The sequence below is a fragment of the Kitasatospora sp. NPDC004799 genome (assembly GCF_040609095.1).
Taxonomy (GTDB): domain Bacteria; phylum Actinomycetota; class Actinomycetes; order Streptomycetales; family Streptomycetaceae; genus Kitasatospora.
Genome location: NZ_JBEXJK010000008.1, coordinates 22375 through 48020, shown reverse-complemented (window position 1 = coordinate 48020; position 25646 = coordinate 22375). Strand labels below are relative to the sequence as shown.

The 25646-nt window shown below is 73.9% G+C and carries 17 protein-coding genes; 3 read left to right on the top strand and 14 right to left on the bottom strand.

Annotated elements, in window-relative coordinates:
- Nucleotides 1-53: 53 nt before the first annotated feature.
- The 12 genes from ABZW03_RS02265 to ABZW03_RS02210 form a co-directional block, all read right to left on the bottom strand.
- Nucleotides 54-248 (bottom strand): hypothetical protein, encoded by a 195-nt coding sequence (locus ABZW03_RS02265; RefSeq protein ID WP_355250835.1) that lies wholly within the window; start codon nt 246-248, stop codon nt 54-56.
- Between the two features lie 22 nt (nt 249-270).
- Nucleotides 271-462 carry a hypothetical protein gene (locus ABZW03_RS02260; protein ID WP_355250832.1) on the bottom strand — a complete coding sequence of 64 codons (192 nt, stop codon included), beginning with the start codon at nt 460-462 and terminating at the stop codon, nt 271-273.
- A 37-nt stretch (nt 463-499) separates the two neighbouring features.
- Entirely contained in the window at nt 500-688 is a 189-nt protein-coding gene (locus ABZW03_RS02255; RefSeq protein ID WP_355250829.1) for a hypothetical protein, read from the bottom strand.
- A 37-nt stretch (nt 689-725) separates the two neighbouring features.
- The gene (locus ABZW03_RS02250; RefSeq protein ID WP_355250826.1) at nt 726-917 is read right to left on the bottom strand and encodes a hypothetical protein; all 192 of its coding nucleotides are present in this window, start codon (nt 915-917) and stop codon (nt 726-728) included.
- A gap of 103 nt (nt 918-1020) precedes the next feature.
- Nucleotides 1021-3231 (bottom strand): peptidase domain-containing ABC transporter, encoded by a 2211-nt coding sequence (locus tag ABZW03_RS02245; RefSeq protein WP_355250823.1) that lies wholly within the window; start codon nt 3229-3231, stop codon nt 1021-1023.
- Nucleotides 3228-6605: a type 2 lanthipeptide synthetase LanM family protein gene (locus ABZW03_RS02240; RefSeq protein WP_355250820.1), complete on the bottom strand. Its 3378-nt coding sequence runs from the start codon at nt 6603-6605 to the stop codon at nt 3228-3230. The genes ABZW03_RS02245 and ABZW03_RS02240 overlap by 4 nt, the downstream gene beginning before the upstream one ends.
- Before the next feature lie 336 nt (nt 6606-6941).
- Nucleotides 6942-7637 carry a formyltransferase family protein gene (locus ABZW03_RS02235; RefSeq protein ID WP_355250818.1) on the bottom strand — a complete coding sequence of 232 codons (696 nt, stop codon included), beginning with the start codon at nt 7635-7637 and terminating at the stop codon, nt 6942-6944.
- Between the two features lie 38 nt (nt 7638-7675).
- Nucleotides 7676-7873 carry an MbtH family protein gene (locus ABZW03_RS02230; protein ID WP_355250816.1) on the bottom strand — a complete coding sequence of 66 codons (198 nt, stop codon included), beginning with the start codon at nt 7871-7873 and terminating at the stop codon, nt 7676-7678.
- Complete coding sequence (locus ABZW03_RS02225) at nt 7870-9111, bottom strand: cytochrome P450 (RefSeq protein WP_355250814.1); 1242 nt, start codon at nt 9109-9111, stop codon at nt 7870-7872. The genes ABZW03_RS02230 and ABZW03_RS02225 overlap by 4 nt, the downstream gene beginning before the upstream one ends.
- Entirely contained in the window at nt 9108-10886 is a 1779-nt protein-coding gene (locus ABZW03_RS02220) for a type I polyketide synthase (protein ID WP_355250810.1), read from the bottom strand. The genes ABZW03_RS02225 and ABZW03_RS02220 overlap by 4 nt, the downstream gene beginning before the upstream one ends.
- A gap of 38 nt (nt 10887-10924) precedes the next feature.
- Nucleotides 10925-12748 (bottom strand): non-ribosomal peptide synthetase, encoded by a 1824-nt coding sequence (locus tag ABZW03_RS02215; RefSeq protein ID WP_355250807.1) that lies wholly within the window; start codon nt 12746-12748, stop codon nt 10925-10927.
- A complete protein-coding gene (locus tag ABZW03_RS02210; protein ID WP_355250805.1) occupies nt 12745-18822 on the bottom strand; it encodes an acyltransferase domain-containing protein in 6078 nt (2025 codons plus the stop codon). The genes ABZW03_RS02215 and ABZW03_RS02210 overlap by 4 nt, the downstream gene beginning before the upstream one ends.
- A 655-nt stretch (nt 18823-19477) precedes the next feature.
- On the opposite strand from ABZW03_RS02210, the gene ABZW03_RS02205 reads away from it, so the two are divergent.
- Nucleotides 19478-20848, top strand: a complete 1371-nt coding sequence (locus tag ABZW03_RS02205) for an MFS transporter (RefSeq protein ID WP_355250802.1) — start codon at nt 19478-19480, stop codon at nt 20846-20848.
- Nucleotides 20849-21025: 177 nt separating this feature from the next.
- Here ABZW03_RS02205 and ABZW03_RS02200 read toward each other — a convergent pair whose 3' ends face one another.
- Both ABZW03_RS02200 and ABZW03_RS02195 read right to left on the bottom strand, forming a co-directional pair.
- Nucleotides 21026-21751, bottom strand: coding sequence for a helix-turn-helix transcriptional regulator (locus ABZW03_RS02200; RefSeq protein WP_355250799.1), 726 nt, complete (start codon nt 21749-21751; stop codon nt 21026-21028).
- A gap of 403 nt (nt 21752-22154) precedes the next feature.
- Nucleotides 22155-22829, bottom strand: a complete 675-nt coding sequence (locus ABZW03_RS02195; protein WP_355250796.1) for a TetR/AcrR family transcriptional regulator — start codon at nt 22827-22829, stop codon at nt 22155-22157.
- A gap of 211 nt (nt 22830-23040) precedes the next feature.
- Here ABZW03_RS02195 and ABZW03_RS02190 point away from each other — a divergent pair, with 211 nt between their 5' ends.
- Together ABZW03_RS02190 and ABZW03_RS02185 are read left to right on the top strand one after the other, a co-directional pair.
- Nucleotides 23041-24564: an MFS transporter gene (locus ABZW03_RS02190; RefSeq protein ID WP_355250793.1), complete on the top strand. Its 1524-nt coding sequence runs from the start codon at nt 23041-23043 to the stop codon at nt 24562-24564.
- A 249-nt stretch (nt 24565-24813) separates the two neighbouring features.
- Nucleotides 24814-25620 (top strand): TIGR03084 family metal-binding protein, encoded by an 807-nt coding sequence (locus ABZW03_RS02185; RefSeq protein WP_355250790.1) that lies wholly within the window; start codon nt 24814-24816, stop codon nt 25618-25620.
- The last annotated feature ends 26 nt before the right edge of the window (nt 25621-25646 follow it).

The following is a 25646-nucleotide window of genomic DNA, read 5'->3' as shown; positions in this document are numbered from 1 at the left end:
TCCGGGGGGAGGGACCGGGCCCGCGTCCGGTGCGGGGGTGCCGCGCCCGAGCGTCAGCAGCAGCCCACGCTGAGGCTGCCGCAGGTGCCGCACCAGCTCTGGTCGGTGGCGCTGCACAGGTCGTTGTTGGTGAAGGCCTCCTCGCCGCCGCTGAGGGCGCTCAGGTCCGGCTCACCCAGCGGGTGGCCGGGCGCCGTGCGCGGCGCCTCGGGGTCCTTCCAGGACCGGACGGTCAGCTCGTCGCTCATGGTTCGGTTCCTCCCGGTCCGCTCAGCAGCAGCCGATGGAGAAGCTGCCGCAGGTGCCGCACCCGGTGATGTTGGTGGTGCAGATGTCGTACACGGTGATCTGCTCCTCGCCGCCGGTGAGGGCGGTCAGGTCCGGCTCGCCGATCGGGTGGCCGGGGGCGGTGCGGGCCGCCTCGGGGTCCTTCCAGGACCGGACGATCTGCTCGTCGCTCATGGTTCGGTTCCTTCCTGGTCGCTCGGCAGCGGCTGGATCAGCAACAGCCGAAGGTGAATCCGCCGCAGGTGCCGCAGGCGGTCTGGCCGGTGCACATCTCGAAGACGGTCTGCTCCTGCTCGCCGCCGGTGAGGGCGGTCAGGTCCGGCTCGCCGATCGGGTGGCCGGGGGCGGTGCGCGGCGCCTCGGGGTCCTTCCAGGACCGGACGGTCCGTTCGTCGCTCATGGTTCGGTTCCTTTCGTCGCGGGAGGCGGTGCGGCCGTCAGCAGCGGCCGCCGGTGGCCCAGGTGGGGCAGCAGCCGGCGGTGCCGAGGGCCTCGCTGCCGCCCTCCTCGTCGGCCAGGCCGCCGACCGCCAGGGCGAGGTCGACCTCGCCGGACGGGTGGGCGGGGGCGGTGGCGCGGGCGGCGTCCTCCGGGTCCTTCCAGGCGCGGGCGGTGCGGTCGTCGCTCATGGCGTTCCTGCCTTTCGGTGGTGGTGGTGTTCCGGTGGTGGTGCGACCGGGCGGCCGGGTGGCCGGCCGGGCTCGTGGGACGGGCGTCGGGCGCCCGTCGGGTTCAGCGGCTCGCGGCGGGGCGCGCGTCGGTGTCGGCGGCGCCGAACAGCCGGCGGTACGTGCCGTCCTGCTCGATCAGCTCGTCGTGGCGGCCGCGTTGGACGATCCGGCCGTGTTCCAGGACGAGGATCTGGTCGGCGTTGCGCACGGCGTTGAGCCGGTGGGAGACGACGATCCGGGTGACGGCCAGGTCGGCGAGCGCGCCGTCGACGTGGCGCTCGGTCTGCGGGTCGAGGTGGCTGGTCGCCTCGTCGAGCAGCAGCAGCCGCGGCCGGTGCACCAACGCCCTGGCCAGGGCGACCCGTTGGCGCTGGCCGGCCGAGAGGGCCGAGCCGCTCTCGCCGACGGGCGTGTCGTACCCCATCGGCAGCGCCAGCACGTCCTCGTGCAGCCCGGCGATCCGCGCGGCCCGGATCACCTCGGCGTCCTCGGCGTCCGGCCGGCCGAGGGTGAGGTTGTCCCGGATGCTGCCGCCGAACAGGCTCAACTCCTGCAGCACGGCGCCGCAGTGGGCGCGCAGGTCGGCCAGGTCGAGCCGGTCGATCGGCACGCCGTCGTGGCGCACCGTCCCCTCGTCGGGCCGCAGCAGGCCGAGCAGCAGCAGGGCCAGGGTGCTCTTGCCGGAGCCGGTCCGGCCGACGATGCCGAGCTTGCCGCCGGCAGCGACGGACAGGTCGATCCCGCTGAGGGCGGGCGGGCCGGACGGCTGGTAGCGGAAGGTCAGCGCGCGGACGTCCACGGCGGTCGCCCGGTCCGCGGCGAGGCGCAGCCGGCCGCCGGTCTCGGTCGGCGCGTCGAGGACGTCGAAGAGGCGTTCCACCTGGGCGTTGACGGTGAGGTAGAGCTGCCCGGTGGTCGACAGCGTCTCCAGCGGTGCCAGGACGGACAGCACCAGGCTGTTCGCGGCCAGCATGGTGCCCAGGGTGGAGCGGCCGGTCAGGACCGTCCAGGCGCCGACCCCGAGCAGGAGCAGCGGGCCGAGCGAGGTCGCCGCCCGCTGGGTCCCGGCGAGCACGGCGGTGGCGCGGCCGCGCCGCAGCATCGCGCCCTGGTAGCGGGTGAACAGCCCCTGCCAGTGCTCCACGGCGCGGCTCTCCACGCCGTTCGCCTTGAGCGGCAGGATCGCCTCCAGCGCCTCGACCAGGTAGCTCTGCTCCTCCGCCCGGGCGACCAGCTCCAGTTGGGCGAGGTTGCGCAGCCGCCGGTGGGCGCGGACGACCAGGAGCAGCTGCAGCAGGAACAGCGGGGCGACGGCGAGCAGGTACAGGGGCTGCAGCAGGACGACGGCGACCAGGTAGCCGACCAGCAGGACGCCGTCCAGCGCCACGGTCATCAGCTGCTGGGTCAGGGTCTCCCGGGTGCTGGAGACGCTGGACGTGCGCATCAGCAGGTCGCCGCGCCCCCGGTCGAGGAAGAACCGCAGCGGCAGCCGGAACAGGTGCTCGACGAAGGACCGGGTCAGCACCAGGTCGCCGCGCCGGCGCAGCGCGAGCAGCGCCAGCGCGCGCAGGGCGGTCAGCACTCCGGTGAGCAGGGCGACGCCGACGGCGGACAGCGCCAGCAGGACGGGCAGGTCGGTGCGGTGCTGCGGCAGCAGCGTGTCCACCACCGTGCGGGTGAGCAACGGGACGGCCAGGCCCAGCAGTTGCAGCGCTCCGGTGACCAGGGCGGTCAGCGCGAGCAGCGACCGGCCGCCCGGGGCGGCGAGGAAGCGCCGCAGGTAGCGGACCATCGGACGGTCGCGCAGCGGGGTGTGCCGCTCCTCGAACCGCTCGCCCGGTTCCAGGACGAGGACCACACCGCCGTACAGGTCGTCGAAGTCCGGCCGGGAGATCTGGCGGCGCCCGCCGGCCGGGTCGACCAGGCGGACCGACCGGTGGTCGACCTTCTCCAGGACGACGAAGTGGTGGGTCCTCAGGTAGGCGACGACCGGGCCCCGCAGCGGTTCGTCCAGGGCGGCCGGCCCGTGCTCGACGCGGGCGGTCAGGCCGCTGCGCCGGGCGGCGTCGACCAGGACGGCCACCGACGCGCCGTCGCGTCCGGCGCCGAGCAGCAGGCGGCAGTCGGCCACCGTGGAGTCGCGCCCGTAGTGGCTGAGCACCATGGCCAGGCAGGCGGCCGCGCACTCGGTGCGGGTGAACTGGAGCCGCTGCGGCACCCGGTGGGCGCGCCGCCGGGGGCGGGGCCGGGCGGCGGCCGACGGGGAGCTCACGGGGCCTCCTGCGGGGCGAGCAGGAGCACGGGGGCGACGCGGTCGGGCGCGGCGATCCGCAGCAGTCCGTGGCCGATGCCGGCCAGGCCGGTCATCAGGCCGGGCGTGACGATGCCGCCCGGGGTGCCGCAGACCGGTCCGCGCTCCTCGATCCCGGCCAGCAGGGCGTCGCGGGTGCGCCGGTAGTGCTCCCGGGCCGGTTCGACCCCGGCGCCGGCCGCCGCCGCGAACAGCTCCAGGTTGCCCAGCCCGCCGTGGCAGAGGCTGTCGTTGTCGGTCCGGTCGGCGGCGGCGGCGGTCGAGCGTACGGCCCGCCGCAGGGTCCGGTCGTCCGCCGGGGTGCGCAGCGCGGCGGGCAGGCCGGCCCGGAGCAGGCCGATGCCGGGGGCGCCGTGGCACCAGGCGTGCAGGTGCGCGGTGGTGCCGGGCGGCGGCGCGGCGAGCCAGGGCCGGGGCGCCTGCTCCCGGTAGTCCGGCCAGTTGTCGACGGCGGGGTCGAAGCCGGCCGCCTCGTGGGCCAGGGCGGCCCGGCCGGTGCGCAGCGCGGCCGCGTCCCCGGTGCGGGCGGCGTGCCGCAGCAGCGCCCAGCCGATCCCGCCGGTGCCGTGCGACATGCCCAGCAGCGGCCGCGCGCCGGTCATCGGGGTGCGCCAGGCGACGGTGTCCCCGGGCTGCGGCTCGGCCTTCTCCACCAGCAGCCGGGCGCAGTGCGCGGCGCAGTCGCGCACCGCGCGGCCGTGCCGGTGCGCGAGCGCCTCGGCCACGGCGAGGCAGCCGGCGGCTCCGCCGATCAGGTCCAGCTGCCGGTCGTCGTCGAGGCCGCGGACCGCCGCGGCGAACACCTCCGCCACGGGCTCGGCCAGGGCGGGGTCGTCGAGCAGGACGGCGGCGCAGTCCAGCGCGTAGGCGGTGCCCGGCAGCCCGCTGAACGCCCCCCAGGAGCGGTTCGGGCTGCGGCGCAGCGCGTGCGCGAGGTGCTCCGGGAACGGCGCCAGGACGCGCCGGGCCCACCGGGCGTAGCGCTCCTCCCCGGTGACGGCGGCGAGTTGGGCGAGGAGCAGGGCCGGGCCGGGGTAGCCGCCGAACAGGTCGTCGCGCAGGGCCGTGACCCGCCACTGGTCCCGGGCCAGGTCGAGCCCGAGCCAGCCGGTGCGTCCGCCGGCGCGGTGCGCGTCGGCCGTCAGGCGGTCGGCGACGGACCGGGCGAGGCGCAGGGCGCGCTCGGCGGGGGAGGCGTCGGCACCTCCGGCGGGGGAGCGGTCGGGGCCGGCCGCGGCCGCTCCCCCGCCGGCCTGCGGGTTGGTGGCGCGGGCGGCGAAGGCGGCCCGGACGATCCAGTCCTGGGTGGCCAGGTCGCGCTCGTCCATCGCGGCGACGATCCGCCGGGCCCGGTCGAGCCCCGACTCGGGCAGCACCCGCGGCAGCACGTGACCGCGGTGGGTGAACAGGTCGCGGGAGCCGACCACGGAGCGGAACAGCGGCACGTCGCCGCCCCAGAGGTCCTCGGCCTCCAGCCGCAGCAGCGGCCGGTGCGCCGGGTTCTCGGCGGACTGGGCGAAGAGCAGCCCGAGCACCCGGTCGCGGTCGAGCGCGTCCCGGGTGACGTCCGGGTGGGTGCTCTCGCTCAGCAGGTGGGCGTAGACGCGGGTGGCGCGCAGGATGGTGCGACAGGTGTCCGCCCGGAACCGCTCCAGCGGGCCGTCCGGCGCGAGCAGCGCCGCGCGGTGGGCGGCGATCGCCCGGTAGCCGGCCGCGAACCCGGCCCGCAGGGAGGGCAGGTGGTCGGCCGGGTCCACGTCCAGGCCGTCCAGGCTCGGCCGGTTCGCGCTGCCCTCGAAGGCGCGCTGCACCCGGGCCAGCCGCATCCCGTCGGTGCCGCCGTCCTCCCAGGCGGGCATCCTGAACGGCAGCACGGCGCCCTTGTCGGCGCCCATCCCGCCGACGTCCAGCACCGCGCCGCCGTCGCCGACCAGCACCGAGGGCAGCAGGCCCACCCGCTGCACCGAGTGGGCGAGCAGGTGCTGGGCCGGGTCGTCGTCGACCAGCGGGCTGCCGGTCAGCTGGGGCACGCCCACGTGGAACAGCGACTCCAGGTCGACCGCGATCGGCTGGTCCCCGACGGCGATCACGTTCTCGAAGTGGAAGTCGGTGGCGGCGAGCGCGTAGAGCAGGGCCAGCAGCGCCCCGAGGCGGTGGTAGAACCGCTCGGCGGCCGCGCGGTCGGCGCACGGCGCCGGCGCCGTGAACTCGATCCAGCCGTACCCGCCCCGGTCCCACACCGCCACGGTGCCGAGGCCGAGGCCCGGCAGCGCGGTGTCGTACCAGGCGACCAGCGCGTTGAAGTGCTCGTGGACGGCCAGCGGCCGGGGCTTGTACACCAGCCGGGCGCCGGAGGAGAAGGTCAGCAGCGCGACCGAGCGGCCCGCCTCGTGGCCGTCGCCGCGGCCGGTCCGGACCTCGGTCAGCTCGCCGGGGTCGCGCCCGTCGAAGAACCGCTCGACCAGGGCCGGCCGGTCGGCGGTGAAGCGTTCGAGGAACTCCCGGTGCGCCTGGACGGCGTTCACGGTGACGCACGCCAGCAGCCGGGCCAGCACGGCGTACTCGTCCAGCAGCGCGGCCAGTTGCTCGGGCTCGCGCTGCCAGGCGACGAAGGAGCGGAAGCGCTCGCGCGGGGTGCCGCCGGACAGCCGGTCGGACAGTCGGGCCACGTGGAGCTCCAGCACCAGGGTGCGGGCGAGCACCGAGACGAGCTGTTCGCGCAGGCTGTCGGTGAGCGAGCGCCGGACCGCCGCGCGGGCGGGGCCGGCGGCGCCCTCGGCGGGCAGCGGCGCCGCCAGCCGGCGGTGGGCCTCGGCGAGGAAGGGCTCGACGAGGACCGCGAAGTCGGCGGAGCCGTGCCGGTGCCGGCCGTCGTGCTCCGTGCAGTGGTCCTCGGCGTGTTCCTCGTCGGACGCCTCGTCGGGCCTGGGGGTCTGCCGCGGTGCGCGGGCCATGACGTCCTCGACGAACCGGGCCCAGGCCGGTTTGCCGGTGCGCGCCGCCAGGTCGTCGGGGTGCTCGGCGAGCAGCCGGCGCAGCAGCGCGGGGTCGACGCCGAGCGCGTGCCCCTGGGCGGCGGCCGTGTCCGGGGTGTGCTCCGGGAACGCCGTGCGCCAGCGGGCCAGCCGGCGGTCGGCGCGCCAGCCGAGGCTGCCCTCCGTCGGGTGGTCGGCCGCCGGGTGGTCGGCCACCGGGGCGGGCGGTCCGTCCTCGGCGGCGAGGCGCTCGGCCAGCCACAGGCCGCGCGCCCACCAACTGCCGGTCAGCGGTGCGCGGTCGACGCGTGACCAGGGGGCGGCGGTGTCCGCGGCATCGGGCGGGGTCTTCGAGGGCATGCTGAACTCCTGGGACGCGGAGGGCGGACGATCCGGAGGACCGGGCGGACTGGCGCGAGGGGGAGGGCGAAGCGGCCGACAGCTGGTGTGAACGAGAGTGATCGATCGATTCACATCAGCTGATGCCGTGGGGCGAGTCTGCGCGGTCCGGTGACGGCGCGTCAAGTGGTGTGAACGGCCGTGCCCGAGCCGTTCATCTCAGCTGTTGACCCGGCTTCGCCCACGCCGGGCGGCGTGACCTGCCGGAACGCGCGCAGGTGCCCCCGGAGTGCGAACACCCGGGGACACCTGCGGAGTCGGTCGAAACGATTCAGTTGTCGAGGCGGTGCACCGTGCTCAGCCCTCGTGCAGCGCCCGCCGGTCGCTGGTGACCCGGGCGGTGCCGGGCAGGGCGATGAGTTCCGGCTTGAACAGCGGCTGGGTGTCCATCGCGGGCTCCCAGGTCGCCAGCTTCTCGTCCTGGGGCACCTCGATCCGCCGGTCCGCGGCGAGGTCGGCGACCACCTTCACCAGCAGCCGGACGCCGAGCGGGGCCAGGTGGTCGCGCCACAGGCTCTGCGCGGTCGAGCCCGGGGGCACCAGCAGGTGCTCCTGGGCGGCGAGCGGCCCGCCGTCGGTGCGCTCGGTGAGGTGGTAGACGCTCCCGCCCGTCACCTTGTCGCCGTCCCGGATGGTCCACCGGATCGCGTCCCGGCCGCGGTGCAGCGGCAGCAGGCTGGGGTGGTACCCGATGGTGGCGACGGCGGCCCTGGCCCGGGTCTGACGGCCGAGGAAGGCGTGCGAGTGCGCGGCGACGATGACGTCCACCCCGTCCGGGATGTGCATCGCGCGCAGTTCGGCCGAGTCCGTCCACGGGATGTCCCGGGGGAACGCCCAGGCCCGCAGCCGGTCCCAGGCCATCGCGTCGCTCTCGTCGGACTTTCCCTTGCGCAGCCGGGGCGCGGCCGCGCCGACGATCTTGTGCCCGTTGTCCAGGAGGGCTTCCGCGACCTGCACCGCGAACGCCCCTTGTCCCGACATGTAGATGTTCATCCGCACTCCCGCGGTCGCTGGTCGGCTGGTGGTCGGCGTCAGGTGGCCGGCGTCCCCACCGCGGTGGTGAAGTGCCGCTCGACGTAGTCGAGGGCGCCGTCGCGGTCCGGGCAGGAGTGGACGGTCCGCCAGCCGTCCGGTACGGCCAGGTGGGGCCGCCACAGCGCGTACTGCTCGGCGGCGTTCACGACGACCAGCCAGTCGCCCTCCCCGCCGTCGAAGGGGTTGCCGCTCATCGGTCGGCCTCTTTCAGTCCGGAGTGGTCGGGTTCGAAGCGCACCGGCATGGTGGAGAAGCCGGTCAGGAAGTTGGAGCGGATGCGCAGCGCCTCCTCGGTCTGCTCGAACCCGAGGGTGAAGTCCCGCAGGGCCTTGAGCAGTTCGGCGATCTCCACCTTGGCCAGGTACGAGCCGACGCAGAAGTGCGGGCCGTAGCCGAAGGCCAGGTGCTTGTTGGGGGTGCGGCCGAGGTCGAACTCCCCGGGCCGGGCGAAGACCCGTTCGTCCCGGTTCCCGGAGGCGTGCCAGAGCGTGACGATGTCGCCCGGCCACAGCCGTACGCCGTGCAGCTCGGTCTCCCGCTCGACGCTGCGCCCGAAGTGCATGGTGGGCGACGCCCAGCGCAGCACCTCGTCCACCGCGGTCTCGACCGCGACCTCGCCGTGCTTGAGCCGCCGCCACTGCTCGGGCTGGGACGCCAGCGTGCGGACGCAGTCGATCATCGTCAGCCGGCTGGTCTCGTCGCCGCCGATGATCAGGCTGTAGCAGTTGAGCACGACGTCCTCGTCGGACAGCGGCACCCCGTCGATGGCGCTGCCGATCAGCATGCTGATCACGTCGTCGCCCGGCGACTCGCGCCGCTCCTCGACGATGTCCATGAAGTACATCAGGATCTCGTTGCGGGCCATCTCGGAGTCGACCTCGTCGACGTCCTCGTCGTCCGCCGACAGCGCGGTCTTGGTCAGGCTGAGCAGGTAGTCCCGGTCCCGCTCGGGCACCCCGAGCAGGTTGGAGATCGTGGTCATCGGGATCCGGCTGGCGATCTGCTCGGCGAAGTCGCAGCCGCCGGACTCGACCGCCTCGCGGATCCACAGCCGGGTGTTGACCCGGACGGTCCGCGCGACCTGGTCGAGCACCCGCGGCGAGAGCACCCGCTGGAGGATCTTGCGCAGCTCCAGGTGCCGGGGCCCGTCGGTGACGGCCAGCATCCGGCCGGCCCCGGCGTCGCCGCCCTCCAGGAGGGTGACGAGCACGTTGCCGCGCTGGGACGTGAAGTTCACGTTGTCCCGGTAGGTGGCCATGATGTCGTCGTAGCGGGAGAGCACCCAGAACCCCCGGCGGCCGCCGACCGGCGGGTTCCAGTGCATCGGCGCGGTGTCCCGCAGGGTGCGCCAGAACCCGTCGAGGTCGTGGTCCGCGAAGGTGGCCGGGTCGCCCAGGTCCAGGGCGTCCAGTGCCGGTGTGGTCATGGTCACCAGTCCGTCCGCCAGAACCGGCGGGGCTGGAACGGGTAGGTGGGCAGCGGCACCCGGCGGCTGGCCTCCCCGAGGTGCAGGGCGTCGAAGTCGACCTGCTGGCCGGTCACCCAGGCGGCGGCCAGGTCGGACAGCGCCCGCTCGTCCCGGCCGGCGGGCACGATCCCGTGGTCGTTGCGGGTGAAGGAGCCCGGGTCCGTCCGCGGGGCGGCGGCGGTCGTGGTGGCCGGGCCGCGGGCGTCGTCGGCGAGCGCCGCGATCAGCTCCTCGCGGCTGCGGACCACGGCGGCCCAGCGGCGGGGCATCACCTTGCGGCCGAGGTTGAGGGTGAAGCAGATGTCGTCCAGGCGCAGGTCGGGACGGGCCTCCAGCCACTCCTTCAGGCGGGTGCGCTGACGGCCCAGCGCGTCGTCGTCCAGCGCGGACAGCGTCGCCAGCCGCGGCCGGCCCTGCTCGGCGGCGCGCTCGGCGGGCTCCGGCGCCTCCTCCAGCACCAGGTGGGCGTTGTAGCCGCCGCCGCCGATCGAGGTGATGCCCGCGCGGCGGATGCCGGCCTCCGGCTCCCAGGCCGCGCCCTCGATCTGCGGCACGAACGGGGTGCTGGGGAAGTCGAGGTCCTGGTTGACCTCGGTCAGGTTGATCGTGGCCGGGAGCGTCTTGTGGTACAGCGCCAGCGCGGCCTTGACCGCGCCGAAGCCGCCGGACACCACGCCGCCGTGGCCCACGTTGCCCTTGACCCCGCCGATCGAGGTGGTCGCGGTCTGCTTGCCGAACGCCATGGTCGCCGCGTGCACTTCGAGCTCGTCCGTCATCGGCAGGCCCAGGCCGTTGGCCTCGTACATCGAGACGGTGTCCGGGGTGACGCCGCCCACCTCCATGGCGGCGGCGATGCAGGCGCTCAGCCGCTCGGGCTGGGCCAGGCCGTACGCCATCGCGCTGACGCCGTTGTTGTTGACGGCCGAGCCCCGGACCACCGCGTAGACGTGGTCGCGGTCGGCGACGGCCCGGCCGAGCGGCTTCAGCAGCACGGTGACGACGCCGCTGGACAGCGCGGTGCCGGTGCCGTTGGCGTCGAAGGGGCGGCAGTGGCCGTCCTTCGACAGGATGCGGTTCTCCTCCCACAGGTGGCCGCGCGGGTGCGGCAGGCGCACCATCGAGCCGCCGGCGATCGCCATGTCGCTCTGGCCGAGCAGCAGCGACTGACAGGCCAGGTGCACCGCGTAGTGGAAGCCCGCGCAGACGGCGGCGACGGTGACGGCCTCGCCGGTGAGCCCCATGTAGTAGAGCGCGTTGGAGGTCATGGTGTCCGGCGACCAGGCCAGGCTGGCCTCGATCGCCTCGGGGCCGACCGACACCCGGTCCGGCGGGGAGCTGTAGAGCGCGGCGGTCTGCGGGTTGTTGGCGCCGTACATGCCGATCTCGGCCTTGAGCCGGTCCGGGTCGTAGCCGCCGTCCTCCAGCGTCTCCCAGGCGCTCTCCAGGAACAGCCGGTTCTCCGGGGTCATCGCGGCCGCCATCCGGTCGCTGATCCCGAACACCGACGGGTCGAACTTGTCGTACGTGTCGAGCACGCCGCAGGCCCGGACGTAGAACGGGCTGTGGATCAGCGTCTCGTCGACCTGGATGTCGTCCTTGGCCAGGAAGGACACCGTCTCCCGGCCGTTGACGAGGACGTCCCAGAACTGCTCCTTGGTGCGGGCTCCCGGTGCCCGCAGGGACATGCCGATGACGGCCACGTCACCCGGGTCGTACTCCTGCTCGGGGCTGTCGGTCATGGTGAGCTCCTGCTTCGGTTCGAGGGGAGGGGGGTGGCTCAGCGGCCGGCGGTGCCGCGGCCGCGCAGCGCGGCACGGCGGGCGCCGGCGCGCTGGCGGGCCGACTGGACGACCTCGGGGGTGGCGCCGCTCTCGTCGTCGAGCCAGCGGGCGAGGGAGGCGATGTCGCGGAAGCTGAAGAGGTCGGGCACCCGGACGCGGCGGTCGAAGCGGCGGGTCATCAGCCGGGCGAGGCGGACCAGCAGCAGCGAGTCGCCGCCGAGGTCGTAGAAGGCGGACTGCACGTCGATGCCCGACGGTTCGAGGTCGAGCAACTGGCCCCAGATCTCCGACAGCGCCACCTCGGTCGGCGTGCTGGCGGCGGTCAGCGGCCCGTCGGTCTCGGCGGCCGGCGGCTCGGGCAGCGCGTTGCGGTCGAGCTTGCCGCCCGGGCCCAGCGGGAGGGCGTCCAGGAACACCAGGGTCGCGGGCACCATGTAGTCGGGCAGTTCGACGGCGAGCCGGCCGGTGACGGCGCTCTGCAGCGCGGGGTCGAGCCGGGGGCCGGCCTGCGGCGCGCCGTCGCCGGCGGGCACGACGTAGCCGACCAGCCGGTTGCCCCGGACGGCGGCGGCCGCCTCCCGGACCTCGGGGCAGGCGGTCAGCCGCGCCTCGACCTCCTCCAGCTCGATCCGGTAGCCGCGGAGCTTGACCTGGTGGTCGGAGCGGCCGAGGAACTGGAGCTCGCCGTCCTCGGTGAACCGGACCACGTCCCCGGTGCGGTACATCCGCTCGCCGCTGCGGAACGGGTCCGGCAGGAACCGCTCGGCGGTGGTGCGCGGCCGGTTGACGTAGCCGTGCGCGAGGCCGACGCCGCCGAGGTAGAGCTCGCCCGCCTCGCCGGCCGGCAGCGGCCGCAGGTCCGCGTCGAGCACGTAGACCAGGTCGGTGGTGGTCGGCGGGCCGATGGTCGGCTCGTCGGTGCCGTCCTCGGGCACCAGCCCGAAGGAGCAGAAGACGGTGCCCTCGGTGGGGCCGTAGGCGTTGAACACCCGGGTGGCGCCGGTCTCCCGGTAGGCCCGGTCCACCAGCTTGCGGCGCAGCGCCTCGCCGCCGAACACGATCGAGCGCACGTTCGGGGGCAGTGCGCCGGCGTCGAGCAGGCCGTTCATGACCGACGGGACGACGGACAGGTGGGTGATCCGGTCCACGTACCGGTTCTCCGGCAGGTGCACGGCGCTCTCGACCAGCACGACGGCGCCGCCGCGGCAGAGCGCGTTGAAGATCTCCATCACGGAGAGGTCGAAGCAGACCGAGCTGGCCGCCGAGACGCCGCTCAGGTCGCAGCCCTCCAGCACCCGGTCCATCTCGGCGAGCATCGCCACGGCGCCGGACTGCCGGACGGCGACGCCCTTGGGCTTGCCGGTGGAGCCCGAGGTGTAGATGACGTACGCGGTGTCCTCGGGCACGACCGGCACCGGCTTCCCGCCGGGCTCGGTGGTCACCGTCTCGCCCAGCACGACCACCGTCGTCCCGGGCGGGCAACTGGCCCGGGACGCGGGCGTGGTGAGCAGCAGCCGGGTCCCGCTGTCCTGGACCATGAAGGCCAGCCGGTCGGCGGGGTAGTTCGGGTCCAGCGGCAGGTAGCAGGACCCGGCGCGCAGCGCCGCCAGGATCGCGACCAGCAGGTCGGGGGTGCGCTCGACGCAGATGCCGACCGGGACGCCGGGGCCCGCGCCGTCGGCGGCGAGCCGCTCGGCCAGCGCCCGGGACCGCTCGTTCAGCTCGCCGTAGGTCAGGACGCCGGCGTCGGAGTAGACGGCGGTCGCGTCGGGGTTCTTGACGGCCTGGGCGATGAACTCGGAGTGCAGGGTTTCGGTCATTGCTCCGTCTCCTTGGGGAGGCCGGTCGACGCGATGTCGTCGAGAGCCTGGTCGGGTCGGGCGATCGAGTCGAAGAGCACGGTGCGGTACAGCGCGAGCAGGGCCGTCACGGTCTGCCTTTCCAGGTAGCTCGGTTTGAACTGGACGTGGCCGGCCACCCTGCCGTCGATGTCCGCCATCGAGATCTCCAGGTCGAACTTGGCGAGGTGCCGGCGCACCTGGAGCGGTTCGAGCGGCAGCGCGCCGTCCGGGGTGAGGGTCTTGCCGACGCCGTGGAAGAGCTTCACGGAGCGGGGGAACGCGTCCGAGGACAGCCAGTTCACCACCACGTCGAACCAGGGGGAGCGGCCCTCGGCCCGCGGCGGCTTCAGCTGGGAGGCCAGCAGGTCGAGCGGGTAGTTCATGTGCTCCAGCAGGCCGAGCGAGAAGGCGTGCACCTCGCGCAGCAGCTCGCGGAAGCTGCGCCGGCCCGCCGGGTTCGCCCGCACCAGCACGGTGTTGAGGTAGTAGCCGATGGCGGACTCCCAGCCGGGCTCGGCCCGTTGGGCGATCGCGGTGGCCAGCACCGAGTCCTCCGTCCCGGCCGCGCGGTTGAGCGTGGCGAAGAACCCGGCCAGCACGACGGTGGAGACCGACACGCCCTCGCGCACCGCGAACTCCCGCAGCAGGCGGGTCTCCTCGGCGCTCCAGCGGAACGCGATGTCGCGGCCCTCGTAGGTGACGCCCGGCGGCCGCTCCTTGCTGGAGAGGTCGAGGTGGGCGGGCGGGTCGGCGAGCTTCTCCGACCACCAGTCCAGCGCGGCCTCGGCGGCCGGCCCGGCCAGCCACTGCCGCTCCCACTCGACGAACTCGGTGTACGGGGCGACCGGCGCGCGGCCGGCTGGGTCGGCGCCCTCGTAGAACTCCTGGAGTTCGCGGATCATGACGTCGGCCGAGGCCGCGTCCGAGGCGATGTGGTGGACGAGCACCAGCAGGTAGTGGTCGGCCGGCCCGCGCCGCATCAGGACGATCCGCACCAGCGGGCCGTTGTCCATGTCGAGCGGCTCGTGGCCGTACTGGGCCAGTTCCTCGCGGGCCTGCTCGTCGTCCAGGTCGGCGGTGTCCACCACCAGGAACTCGTACACCGGCTCGTCGAGGATGACCTGGTACGGGCTGCCGCCCGCCTCCACGAAGACGGTGCGCAGCGCGGGGTGGCGGTCCAGCACGGCCCGGACGGCGCGCTCCAGGGCGTCCTCGTCGACCTCGGCCCGGATCCGGGCGGTCACCATGAAGTTGTACGGCACGGCGTCCGGCGCGACCATCTGCATGAACCAGAGCGAGGCCTGGCCGTGCGAGGCCGGGGCCACCTCCAGGCCGAGGCCGCCGGCCCGCAGCTGCTCCAGGGCCGGTGCGTCGGTGGCCTCCAGGAGCCCGCGCGCGTCGAGCTCCTCGACCAGTTCCTCGGCGTCCAGTTCGGACAGGTCCGCCAGGAACGACCGGGCCGGCTCGGGCTTCGTCCCGGGCGCCGGGGCCTGGGCCGGGGCTTGGGCCTGGACCTGGGCCGGGGCCTGGGCCCGGGGTGCCGCGGGGGCCTGGGGCGCCGGGGGCGCGGCCGGTCCGCCGGCGAGCCCGACGAAGTGGTCGACCACCTCGGCGATCGAGCGCCCGTCCAGGAACACCACCGGCGAGACCCGGTGCCCGAGCACCGCCTGCATCCGGTTGACCAGGCGGATCGCCAGCATCGAGTCGAGGCCGAAGTCGCGCAGGCCGGCGGCCGCGTCGAAGCGGCTCTCCGGCACGCCCAGCGCGTCGGCGAGTTCGGCGAGGACGACCTCCGCCACCGGGCGCTCCGCCGCTGCCGCCGGGGCCGCCACCGGCCGCGCCTCGACCGGTGCGGCCGCGGCGGCCACAGCGGCCACAGCGAGGGTCTCGGCGGCCGGGGCCGGCGCGAGGGCGGGGCGGGGCTCGGTGTCGATCCAGTAGCGCTCCTTCTGCCACTGGACCAGCGGGGTCTCCACCACCTCGACGTCGTCGGCGAAGAGCGGGTCGAAGGTCAGCGGCACGCCCCGGACGTACAGCGAGGCGGCGGCGGCCAGCAGGCAGCGGACGTCGCTCTCCTCGCGCCGCAGCGAGTTGACGGCGTGCACCTGGACACCGCGGGACAGCCCGATCTCCTCGACCGCGCCGCGCAGCGTCTCGTGCGGGCCGATCTCGACGAAGGTGGTGACGCCCCGGTCGACCAGCGCGCCGATGGTCTCGGCGAACCGGACCTGGTTGCGCAGGTTGTGCACCCAGTAGTCGACGTCGGCGACCGGGTTCACCGTGTCGGCCAGCGCCGTGGAGTGGAACGGGACGGTCGGCGCCAGCGGGGTGATGCCGTCGACGGCCGCGCGCAGCGGCTCGATCAGCGGGTCCATGCCGGGGCTGTGCACCGGCCGTTCGACCCGGATCCGCCGCACCGAGATCCCGTCCCGCCTCAGGTCCGCCTCCAGGGCGTCGACGGCCTCGGGCGAGCCGGAGACCGCCGCGCTGGTGGGGCTGTTGACCACGGCGACGGCGGCGTGCTCGGCGTACGGGGCCAGCCGCGGCAGCAGCTCCGCCTCCGGCAGGTCGACCGAGATCATGGCGCCCTCGGCGGCCTTGCGCTCCAGCAGGTGCGAGCGGGCGACCACGACGCGGGCGGCGTCCTCCAGCGAGAGCGAGCCGGCCACGCAGGCGGCCGCGACCTCGCCCAGGCTGTGCCCGACCACGGCGGCCGGCTCGATGCCGAGGTCGAGCCAGACCTTCGCCAGCGAGACCTGGAGGGCGAACAGCACGGGCTGCTGGAAGTCCATCTCCTCGTACCGGGCCTGCTCGGCCGGCGCGGCGAGGTGCTCCAGCACCGAGAAGCCGCCGGCTGCCCGTACGGCGGTGTCGCAGGCCTGCATCCAGGTGCGGAACCCGGCGTGCGAGCGCAGCAGTTCGCGGCCCATGCCGACCCACTGGGTGCCGCCGCCGGAGAACACCAGCGCCACCCGCCGGTCGGCGTTGCCGGAGACCGTGCCCGTGACGACGTCGGGGTGCGGCTGCCCGGCGGCGACCCGGGCGAGCCCGTCCAGGACGTCCTGCCGGGTGCGGGCGAACAGTGCGATCCGGTGGCCGTGGTGGGTGCGCCGGGCGGCGAGGGTGTAGGCGAGGTCGGAGACCCGCAGGCCCGGGTCGCGCTCGACGTGGTTGGACAGTTCGCGGCAGGTGTCGGTCAGCGCCTCCGCGGTACGGGCGGTGACGGGCACCAGGTGCAGCGGCCCGTCGGCCGCGGCGTCGCCCGGGCTCGGCGCGACGTGGCGGCCCCGGTCGCCGGCCAGGAACGGGTGGGTCGCGACGGGCAGGCCGGCGGTGTAGAGGGCGCCGAGCGAGCCGAGCAGGGTGGCGGCCTCGTCGGCGCCGCGCCGCAGCGAGGGCAGGGTGGTGGCGGCCGGCAGGATCTCCGACACCGACTTGAGCAGCAGCGGGTGCGGGCTGAGCTCGACCACCGCGTCGACCTCGTGGTCGCGCAGCTTGGTCAGGGCGTCGACCACCCGGATCTCCCGGCGCAGGTTGTCCGCCCAGTAGTCCGGCCCGAGCTCCGCGCCGTCGACCAGGTCGCCGGTGACGGTGGAGATCATCGGGATCCGGGTGCTCCGGGGCCGGAGGCCGTCGAGCTCGACCTTCAGCGGGGCGAGGACGTGGTCGACCAGCGGCGAGTGCGGGGCGTGGCCCATCCGCACCCGGTGGTTGGTGACGCCCGCCTCGGTCAGCCGCTGGACGAGGTCGTCGATCTCCTGCGGGGTGCCGGTGACCAGGGTGGAGCTCAGGCCGTTGCGGCCGGAGAGGGTGAGCCCGCCGGTCAGGTACGGCCGGACCTCGTCCGCCGGGGTCATCACCACGATGCCCTCGCCGCGGCCCACGGCCAGCAGCTGGAGGAGACGGCCGTGGTGGGCGGCCAGCCGGGAGGCGTCCTCGAAGTCGAGGGCGCCGGCGATGTGGGAGGCGGCGAACTCGCCGACGCTCTGCCCCACCACGACGTCCGGCTCCACGCCGAGCGAGCGCCAGGTGTCGGCCAGCGCGACCTGCAGCGAGAACAGCAGCGGCTGGAAGACGTCCATGTCGTCCAGCCGGCCGTCGGCGGCCAGCAGCTGCTCGACCGGGGAGAAGCCGAGCAGCTCCCGCATCCGCTTGTCGGACTTCATCAGGGACCTGCGGAACACCGGCTGGCCGGCCAGCAGTTGGCGGCCCATGCCGACCCACTGGGAGCCGTTGCCGGAGAACAGGAAGGCCACCCGCGGCCTGCGTCCGGCGCTCTGCCCGACGCTCAGTCCGGGGGCCTGCGCGTCGCTGCCGAAGGCGTCGAGGCTGCTCCGGAGTTCGGCCATGTCGCGGGCGGTGGCGGCGAGCCGGAACCGGCCGTCGCCGGGCGTCCGGCGGCAGAGCGCGCGCAGGTCGGTCTCGCCGCGCAGCGCCAGGGCCCGCTCGGCCAGCGCCTCGCGGGAGTCCGCGGCCAGCAGCAGCAACGAGGCCTCGGGGCGCGGCAGTTCCTCGACGGCGAGGTGGCAGATCGAGCCGCCGAACCCGAACGAGCTGACCCCGCCGCGGCGGGCGTCGGAGCGCCGCGGCCAGGGCGCCAACCGGTCCTGGACGGTGAGGTTGTACTCGTCGAACAGGATCTGCGGGTTCGGCGCGCTGTAGTGGAGGCTCGGCGGCAGCACGCCGTTGCGCATCGACATCGCGAGCTTGACCAGGCCGACGATGCCGGCGGCCGCCTCCAGGTGGCCGACGTTGGACTTCACCGAGCCGAGCCGCAGCGGCTCCGCGCGGTCGCCGCCGCCCAGGACGGCGCCGATGGCGTTGGCCTCGATCGGGTCGCCGAGCGGGGTCGCGGAGCCGTGGCACTCGATGTAGTCCACCAGGTGCGGCGCCATCCCGGCCCGCTGGTAGGCGGTGCGGAGCATCTTCTCCTGCGCCTGCGGGTTCGGGGCCGTCATGCCGTTGCTCAGGCCGTCGTTGTTGGAGGAGCTGCCCTTGATCAGGCAGTACACCGGCAGGTCGCGCTCCAGCGCCACGCTCAGCGGGGCGAGCACCACCACGCCGGCGCCCTCGCCGCGGACGTAGCCGTTGGCCCGGGCGTCGAAGGACTTGCAGCGGCCGTCCGGGGCGAGCGCGCCCATCGCGTCCATGGCGGTGTAGTAGTCCGAGACGAAGCTCAGGTTCACACCGCCGGCCAGGACGAGGTCGCTCTCGCCCAGCCAGATCGACTGGCAGCCGACGTGCACCGAGACCAGCGATCCGGCGCAGGCGGAGTCGATGGCCATGCTCGGGCCCTGCAGGCCGAGGACGTAGGAGACGCGGTTGGCGATGATGCCGTCGTGCATGCCGGTCGCGGTGTGCGGGGTGATCTGGCTGTCGGGGCCGCGGTAGTGCGCCAGGGCGGCGTAGTCGCCCCAACAGGAGGCCATGAACACGCCGGTGTCGCTGCCGACGAGGCTGTGCGGCGCGATGCCCGCGTCCTCCAGCGCCTCCCAGGACAGCTCGAGGATCAGCCGCTGCTGCGGGTCCATCTGGACGGCCTCGCGGGGCGAGATGCCGAAGAACAGCGGGTCGAAGCGGTCGATGCCGTCGATGAACCCGCCCCAGCGGACCCGGTCGTTGAGCAGTTCGCGGCGGGCGGCCGGCACCGGTCCGACGGCGTCGCCGCCCTCGACCAGCAGCCGCCAGAACGAGGACGGGTCCGGGCCGCCGGGGAAGCGGCAGCCGATGCCCACGATCGCGACGGGCTCCTGCGAGGGCGTGCGGCGCGCGGCGGCCGGGGCGGGTTCGGCGGCGCGCGGTCCGTCGACCAGGGCCCGGGCCAGCCCGTCGACGGTCGGGTACTGCCACATCCAGGTCGCCGGGACCTGCCAGCCGAGGAACTCGGACAGCGAGGCCGCGAGGTTCACCGACTTCAGGGAGTCCAGCCCGTACCGGTGCATCGGCGCCCACCGGTCCACGGAGTTCGCGGAGAGGTCCAACAGCTCGGCAAAACGTGATAGCAGGAAATCCGTGACGGCGGATATGTCTCGCGCCGCGCGTTCTTGGGGCATGGCGACTCCCTCACAGGGCGGATGGAATGGACGGGTGGAGCTTCGCAACCGATCGTGCACAGGGGGGGATGGCCAATGAGCAGGGGTCAGCGCGATTCGGCCGGGAATTGGACTGGACCTGCGCATGACACGGCCGGGCTCGCGATCAGGCGGCGCTGCTCCTCTCGTGGCAGGACGGAAGACCCGAAGCGCTGACCATGCGACTCGGTGGTGGGTGCCGAGGGCGGAGGGCTTCGAGGGGGCCTGAGCGATCGCGGACAGGCGGGCTCACTGTGGAATTCTCACCGGCGCGTGCGGCCTTGCCGATGGAGCTGTCGCGCATTCTCGCTGCGGGGATTTCGCAGCGCCGTTCTTTTCATCCGCCCCGGGGGGCGGAGAGTGCGTCCACTCCAGGATTGCGCACTTCGCGGGCCGGGTGCGGGAGTGGCGCGATTTGATCGACAAAGTGTCCGATTCGATCACCTGAAACGGTACCGCTCAGTGCCGTTCGGGAGCGCGGGACGGAGTGGACAGCGGACGATCGTCCAATGCAAGCTGTCCGCATGGCAGTTGACAAATTTGATACGGCGTCAGTCGGGGCCGACGGCTCCTTACCCGGACGCGGCGACCAGCTCGGGCGGGCACGCGCCGGCCGCGGACCCGACGGCAGGCCCGCATGACCGACACCACTGATACCGCAGGCGCCGGCACCGCGGTCGGGGCGGTCCGCCGGCCTGGACTGGCCCTCGGCGTCCTGGCCGGGGCGCTCGCCCTGGACGTGAGCGGCCTCGGCGTGCTCAACGCCGCCCTGCCGTCCGTCGGGGAGCGCTTCCACCTGGACGAGACCGCGCTGCAGTGGGTGATGACCGCCTACGCCGTCACCTTCGCCGGCTTCCTGCTGGTGGGCGGCCGCCTGGCCGACGTGCTGGGGCGGCGGCGGGTGTTCGAGGTCGGTGTCGCCCTGTTCACGGTGTCCGCGCTGGTCGGCGCGGTGGCGCCGAACACCGTGACGCTGCTGGGGGCGCGCGCCGTCCAGGGCGTCGGCGCCGCCCTCTCGGGACCGGCCGCGCTGGCGCTGCTCACCGACACCTTCCCGGCCGGCCCGGCCCGCAACCGGGCCTTCGGCGTGTACGCGGCCGTCGGCGCCGCGAGCTTCAGCGGCGGGGTGCTGCTGGGCGGCGTGCTGACCGAGTTCTTCGGCTGGCGTTCGGTGCTCTGGTTCTCGGTGCTGCTCGGGCTCGGCGTGCTGGGCGCGACCCGGATCGGACTGCCCGACGGCGCCGGCCACCGCGGTCGGCTGGACCTGCCCGGCGCGATCACCGGCACGCTCGGCCTCACCCTGCTGATCGTCGGGGTGAGCAGCAGCGGCGCGACGGCGTGGACTGTCCTCGCGGCCGCGGTGCTCTCCCTGGTGCTGTTCGTGGTGCGCGAGCACCGCACCCCCGACCCGGTGCTGCCGCTCGGCCTGTTCCGGATCACCTCGGTGCGGGAGGCGAGCCTGGCGGCCTTCCTCCAGTACATGGGCTCGGTCGGGATGCTGTTCTTCGCCCCGCTGTACCTGCAGGGGATGCTGCACTACTCGCCGTTCGAGTCGGGTGTGGCGCTGGTGCCGATGTCCCTGGCGGTGTTCCTCACCGCCAACTTCGCCACCGGCCGGCTGCTGGCCAAGCACTCGCCGCGGACGCTGATGGCCGTCGGGCTCGTCCTGATCGGGGTGGGCACCGGGCTGTGGCTGGGCACGCCGCAGGACGGCAGCTACCTGCTGCACGTGCTGCCCGGTCTGGTGGTCAGCGGCATCGGGCAGGGGCTGAACTTCCCCTCGATGACCTCCGCGGGCCTGTCCGGCGTCCCGGAGCAGCAGCAGGGCGTCGCCGGGGCGCTGAACGTGGTGACGCAGCAGATCGGCGCCAGCGCGGGCGTGGCGGTGATGGTCCTGGTCGCGGCGACCGGTGAGGACCAACTCGGCGGCTACCACCTGGCCTACGTCACCGCGGCCGTCGCCTGTGTGCTGGGCGCGGCGGTCATCGCGGTGCGACGGCGGGCCTGAACGTCCGGATGGCACGGCGGGCCTGAACGCCCGTACGCAGGGGGCCCGGAAGCGGCGGTCGGCAGCAGCCGGCCGCCGCTCGTTCGTGGTCGGCGGGGGGCGGGGGCGGGGGAAGCGGAGCTCCGGGTGCGAGGACCCGGGGTCGGACCTGGTCCCGGTCGGGGGCCGGGAAGCGGCTCAACTGGCCTTGGGGAGCTTGGTGTTCCTGACGAAGGCCGCCGCCCGGACGTCCAGCAGGGCGAGCAGGACCGGCGGGTCGAGGGCGTGCACCGGGCGCAGGCGCAGTTCGAGCGGGTCGAGCGGGACGTTCGGCCGGATCTCGATGGGGCCGACGGAGCCGACGGAGACCTCGCCGGTGAGGACCTCGTCGAAGGAGGCGGGGACGGAGTGCGCGAGGAGGTACCAGGTCCCCGGCGGAACGTGTTCGAGGTGGAAGGCGCCTGGGCGGGGGAGGACGGCGCAGGCGGCCGGCCGGCCCTCCGGGATGCGGGTGCGGAAGAGTCCGACGAAGACGCGGCCGAGTTCCTCGGCGACGGGCGCCCGGACCTCACCGCGGACGGTGGCGAGGTCCGTCGGCCGGCTCCAGCGCCGCTTGTCGAGTTCGATGCTGGTGGTGAAGCCGCGTAACTGGCGGAACATCGTGGGCGAGGTGCCGACGCTGCTGGCGAACCGTGAGCTGAAGGTGCCGACGCTGTTGTAGCCGACGCGGTGGCTGATCTCGGTCACGGTCAGGTCCGTCTCGATCAGCAGGCGTTTGGCGGCGTCGATGCGAATGGCGGACAGGAATCGTCGCGGCGAGACCCCGGTCACCCGTTGGAATTCCCGGGAGAAGTGGAATTTGCTGTAGATGGCCGCTTGTGCGATGTCGTCAATGGTCAGCAATTCACCGATGTTCTCGTGCATGACCTCGATGGCACGGGCCACGGCCTCTTCGATTGCTGGCTTCAAGGCTGCTCCAGATTCTCGCAGTACCGGTGGACGACGGAAACTCCGCTCCGGTATTGCGTCCTGGAACGCGGCTGAAGGGGGGTCCCTTGGCCAACCGGAGCGCGCGAGGTTTCGCCTCTCCCTTCTGTAAAGCGGCGGTGACACAACGTGTCGACGCGATAACGACTGATGACCGTAGCAGGTGCACATGACAAGTTCAACGGTTTCCGGTTGCTCTCATTCGGCAAAGTCGGGCGTTGAATACTGGCCGGTATGTGTTTGAAATACTGCAGCAATTGAAGAGATGCGCCGGAGGGGGGTGCGTGGACGATGTGGATGGGAAAGGTGGGGCGGAATGGGCCGGTGTGACGGCCGGGTCTCAGTCCTCCTCGGCGGCCACCGGATCCACCTCCTCCCACAGCCGATCCGCGGAGGCCGTCACCGACCCGACGGCGGCCTCCCGGGTGTCCCCGACGGCGACCATCAGCCCCACCAGCTGCGCCTCCAGCAGGCGGTCGGCGTCCCAGGGCTCGGTCAGGTAGCCGCCGAGCTCCAGGACGACCAGGCCGTGCACCGCCGACCACATCTGGTGCGCCACCAGATCGGCGTCCTCCGCCCGGAACCGGCCCGACTCGATGCAGCGGGCGGCGCACTCGGACACGCCCGCCAGCGTGTAACGGCCGTATTGCCGGTCCTCCTCGCCCAGGGAGAAGCCGGCCAGTGAGGAACCCCCGAACATCACCGCGTACAGGTGGGGGTTGGCGAGCGCATTGCACCGGTACGCGCGGCCCAGCAGCGCCAGGTCGCTCACCGGATCGTCGCTGAACTCCACCAGGGTGAAGTAGTGCTGGAGCCGGGTGAACCCTTCGTGGACCATGGCGCGCACCAGCCCGCGCATTCCGTTGAAGTGGGTGTACAGGGCCATCGTGGACATGCCGATCTCGCTCGCGATACGGCGGGCGGACAGCGCCTGCGGCCCTTCCTCCGCCAGCAAGCGGGCGGCGATGTCCACCAGCGCCGGGCGGGCACCGGGATCCGAGTGACGCGGACTCATTCCCTCAGTCAAGCAAAAGGCCGTTATCCCAGGGGGGTTCGCGCCCACAACCCTCGGATTCCCGCACAATGCGAGAAGCGGCCCGCGCGGCGCCGAGCATAACTTTCCAGTCACCCGGCGCGACTTTCGGGGGTCAACAGGCGGCCGGAGACGCTATCTTGACGGACCGTCGCGCGATCAATCCACCCCCTCGGTCAACGGAGGTCGCCCCTTGTCCACCACCGCCCCCGGCCGCGCCACCGGCGCCAGGCTGCTCCTCTCGCTGGGCAGCCTGGTCGTGCTGGTCTCCTCCGCAGTGGCCTTCTACCACTCCTTCGCCATGGACCCGTCGATGCCGATGGACCCCGGAATGCCGATGGGCTCCGGGACGTCGATGGACCACATGCCGGTCGGCGACGACGACCGGAAGCTGCACGGCATGGCGCTGTCGGACATGCCGGAGATGTTCACCGCCCTCGCCGGACTGCTGCTCGTGGTGGCCGGCGCCGCCCTGCGCGGGCGGCCGAAGGCCGACGCGGACGACGCCCGGACGGGCCGCGGCGGCCGGCTGCTGATCGCCGTCATCGGCACCGCCGCCCTCACCATCGACATCAGCAAGACCTCCACCCTGGGCTTCGTCATCCCCGGGCTGCGCACCGAGTACGGGCTCGACCCCCGGACGGCCTCCCTGCTGGCGGTCTGCGGGCTGACCGGCACGGCCGCCGGGGCGCTGCTGTTCGGCGTGCTCACCGACCGGATCGGCCGCCGCAGCTCCTACCTGATAGCCACCCTCGGCTTCACCGCCACCAGCATGTGCGGCTCGATGCCCTCCTTCGAGGGCAACCTGGTGATGTGCGGCCTGATGGGCCTGGCGGTCGGCGGCCTCGCCCCGCTGCTGATCACCCTGCTCACCGAGACCGTCGGCGGAAAGGTCCGCGGATCGGTGGTGGTGGCGCTCTCCGTGGTCGCCACCGCGGTCGGCTACCTGATCGCGGCCGGCTCGGCGCTCTGGCTGGAGCCGGTGTTCGGCTGGCGCGTCCTCTGGCTGATCGGCGCCCCCACCGGCGCCGCGCTCGCCCTGCTCACCCCCTTCGTCCCCAACCGCACGTCCGCCCCCGCCCCGGTGGCCGCGGGTGCACCGGTCGCCCGGCACCTGCCCCGGTCCTCCATGGCGCTCACCCACGGCCTGCAGCGCGCCTTCGCCACCCTGATCGGGCTGCTCACCTTCGGTCTCACCACCTGGGTGCCGAGCCTGGCCAGGATCGGCGGGGTGCCGGTGAAGACCGCGAACCTGATGCTCACCGTCGCGGCGATCGCGATGATCCCGTGCGCCCTGCTGCTGATGCTGGGCTACCGCCGCTTCGGCCCGACCACCATGGCGGCGGGCCTGGCCACCGCCACCGCCGTGCTGCTGCTGGCGCTCACGGCCAGCGGAGCGGTGGCCGAGGTGGGCTGGATCGCCGCGGGCGCGCTGGTGGCGGCGCTGTTCTCGGTGAACTCGATGGCGGCGATCTTCCTCCCGATCGCGGCCGACCTGGCGGAGCCGGAACGGCGCGGCCGGACCACCGGCTGGGTCTCCCTGTTCAACCGGCTGGGCGGCCTGATGGGACCGCTGCTGCTGGCGAGCCTGGTGTCCTCGGCCTCCGCCGTCCTGGTGGCGGTCTCCGCCCTCGCCCTGCTGTGCGGTGCGGCCGCCTGGTACATCAGCCGCCGGCACCGGCTCGCCGTGGCCACGCTCGAACCGGTCGCCGACTGACGACCTGACGCTCCGTCAATTCCCCTGTCCGGCCCGCCGATCGACGCATCCGTCGAGCGGCGGGTCGGCCGTCTTCGGTGGAGCTCCGGGCGCGTGGAGGGCCCCGGAGCAGGGGCGCGGGCGGACAGCACGAGCAGAGAAGCCCGCCGTTCCGGATCCGGCCGATACTGGGCAGGCCCCCGATCCGACGCCGCGCACCGCGCGTCGAGACGGCGTCGGCATCCCGGACCCCCGATGGAAGGAAGCGGCATGGCCGACTCGCAGGACGTGATCTCCGCACTGGCGGCCGACGGCGACGCCGTCGAAGCCCTGGTGGCGAACCTCCCGGACGCCGACTGGGAGCGGCCCACGCCGGCGCCCGGCTGGACCGTCGCCCACCAGATCGCCCACCTCGCGGCCACCTTCAAGCTGGCGGGCACGGCCGCGGCCGACCCCGAGGCGTTCAAGGCGCTGGTCGCCGGCGTCGGGCAGGACTTCGACGGCGCGGTGCAGCAGTCCCTCAAGCCCTACCTGGCGTCCGGCACGCCGAAGATCCTGCTGGACCGCTGGAACGCCGAGCGCAGGACGGCCGAGCGGGCGCTGGCGGCCGTCCCGGCGGGGCAGCCGGTGCCGTGGCTGGTCCGCCCGCTGCCGGCGCCGGTGCTGGCCGCCGCCGGCATGATGGAGCTGTTCGGCCACGGCCAGGACATCGCCGACACCTTCGGGGTGCACCGCGAGCCCACCGACCGGCTCCGCTACCTGGTCGAATTCGCCGTCCGCACCTGGGACTTCGGCTACCAGGCGCGCGGACTCGCCACGCCCGACAGCGAGTTCCGCTTCGAGATCACCGGCCCGTCCGGCGCCCGCTGGGAGTTCGGCCCCACCGACGCGGACCAGCGGATCAGCGGCCCCGCCCTCGACTTCTGCCTCCTGGTGACCAGGCGCCGGCACCGCGACGACCTCGCCCTGACCGCCGAGGGCAAGGAGGCCGACGCCTGGCTCGGCCTCGCCCAGGCCTACCGCGGCCCCGCCGGCGCGGGCCGCACCCCCGGCCAGTTCCGCCCGGCCGGGAACTGACCGCCGTACCCGTCCGGAATCCGAGA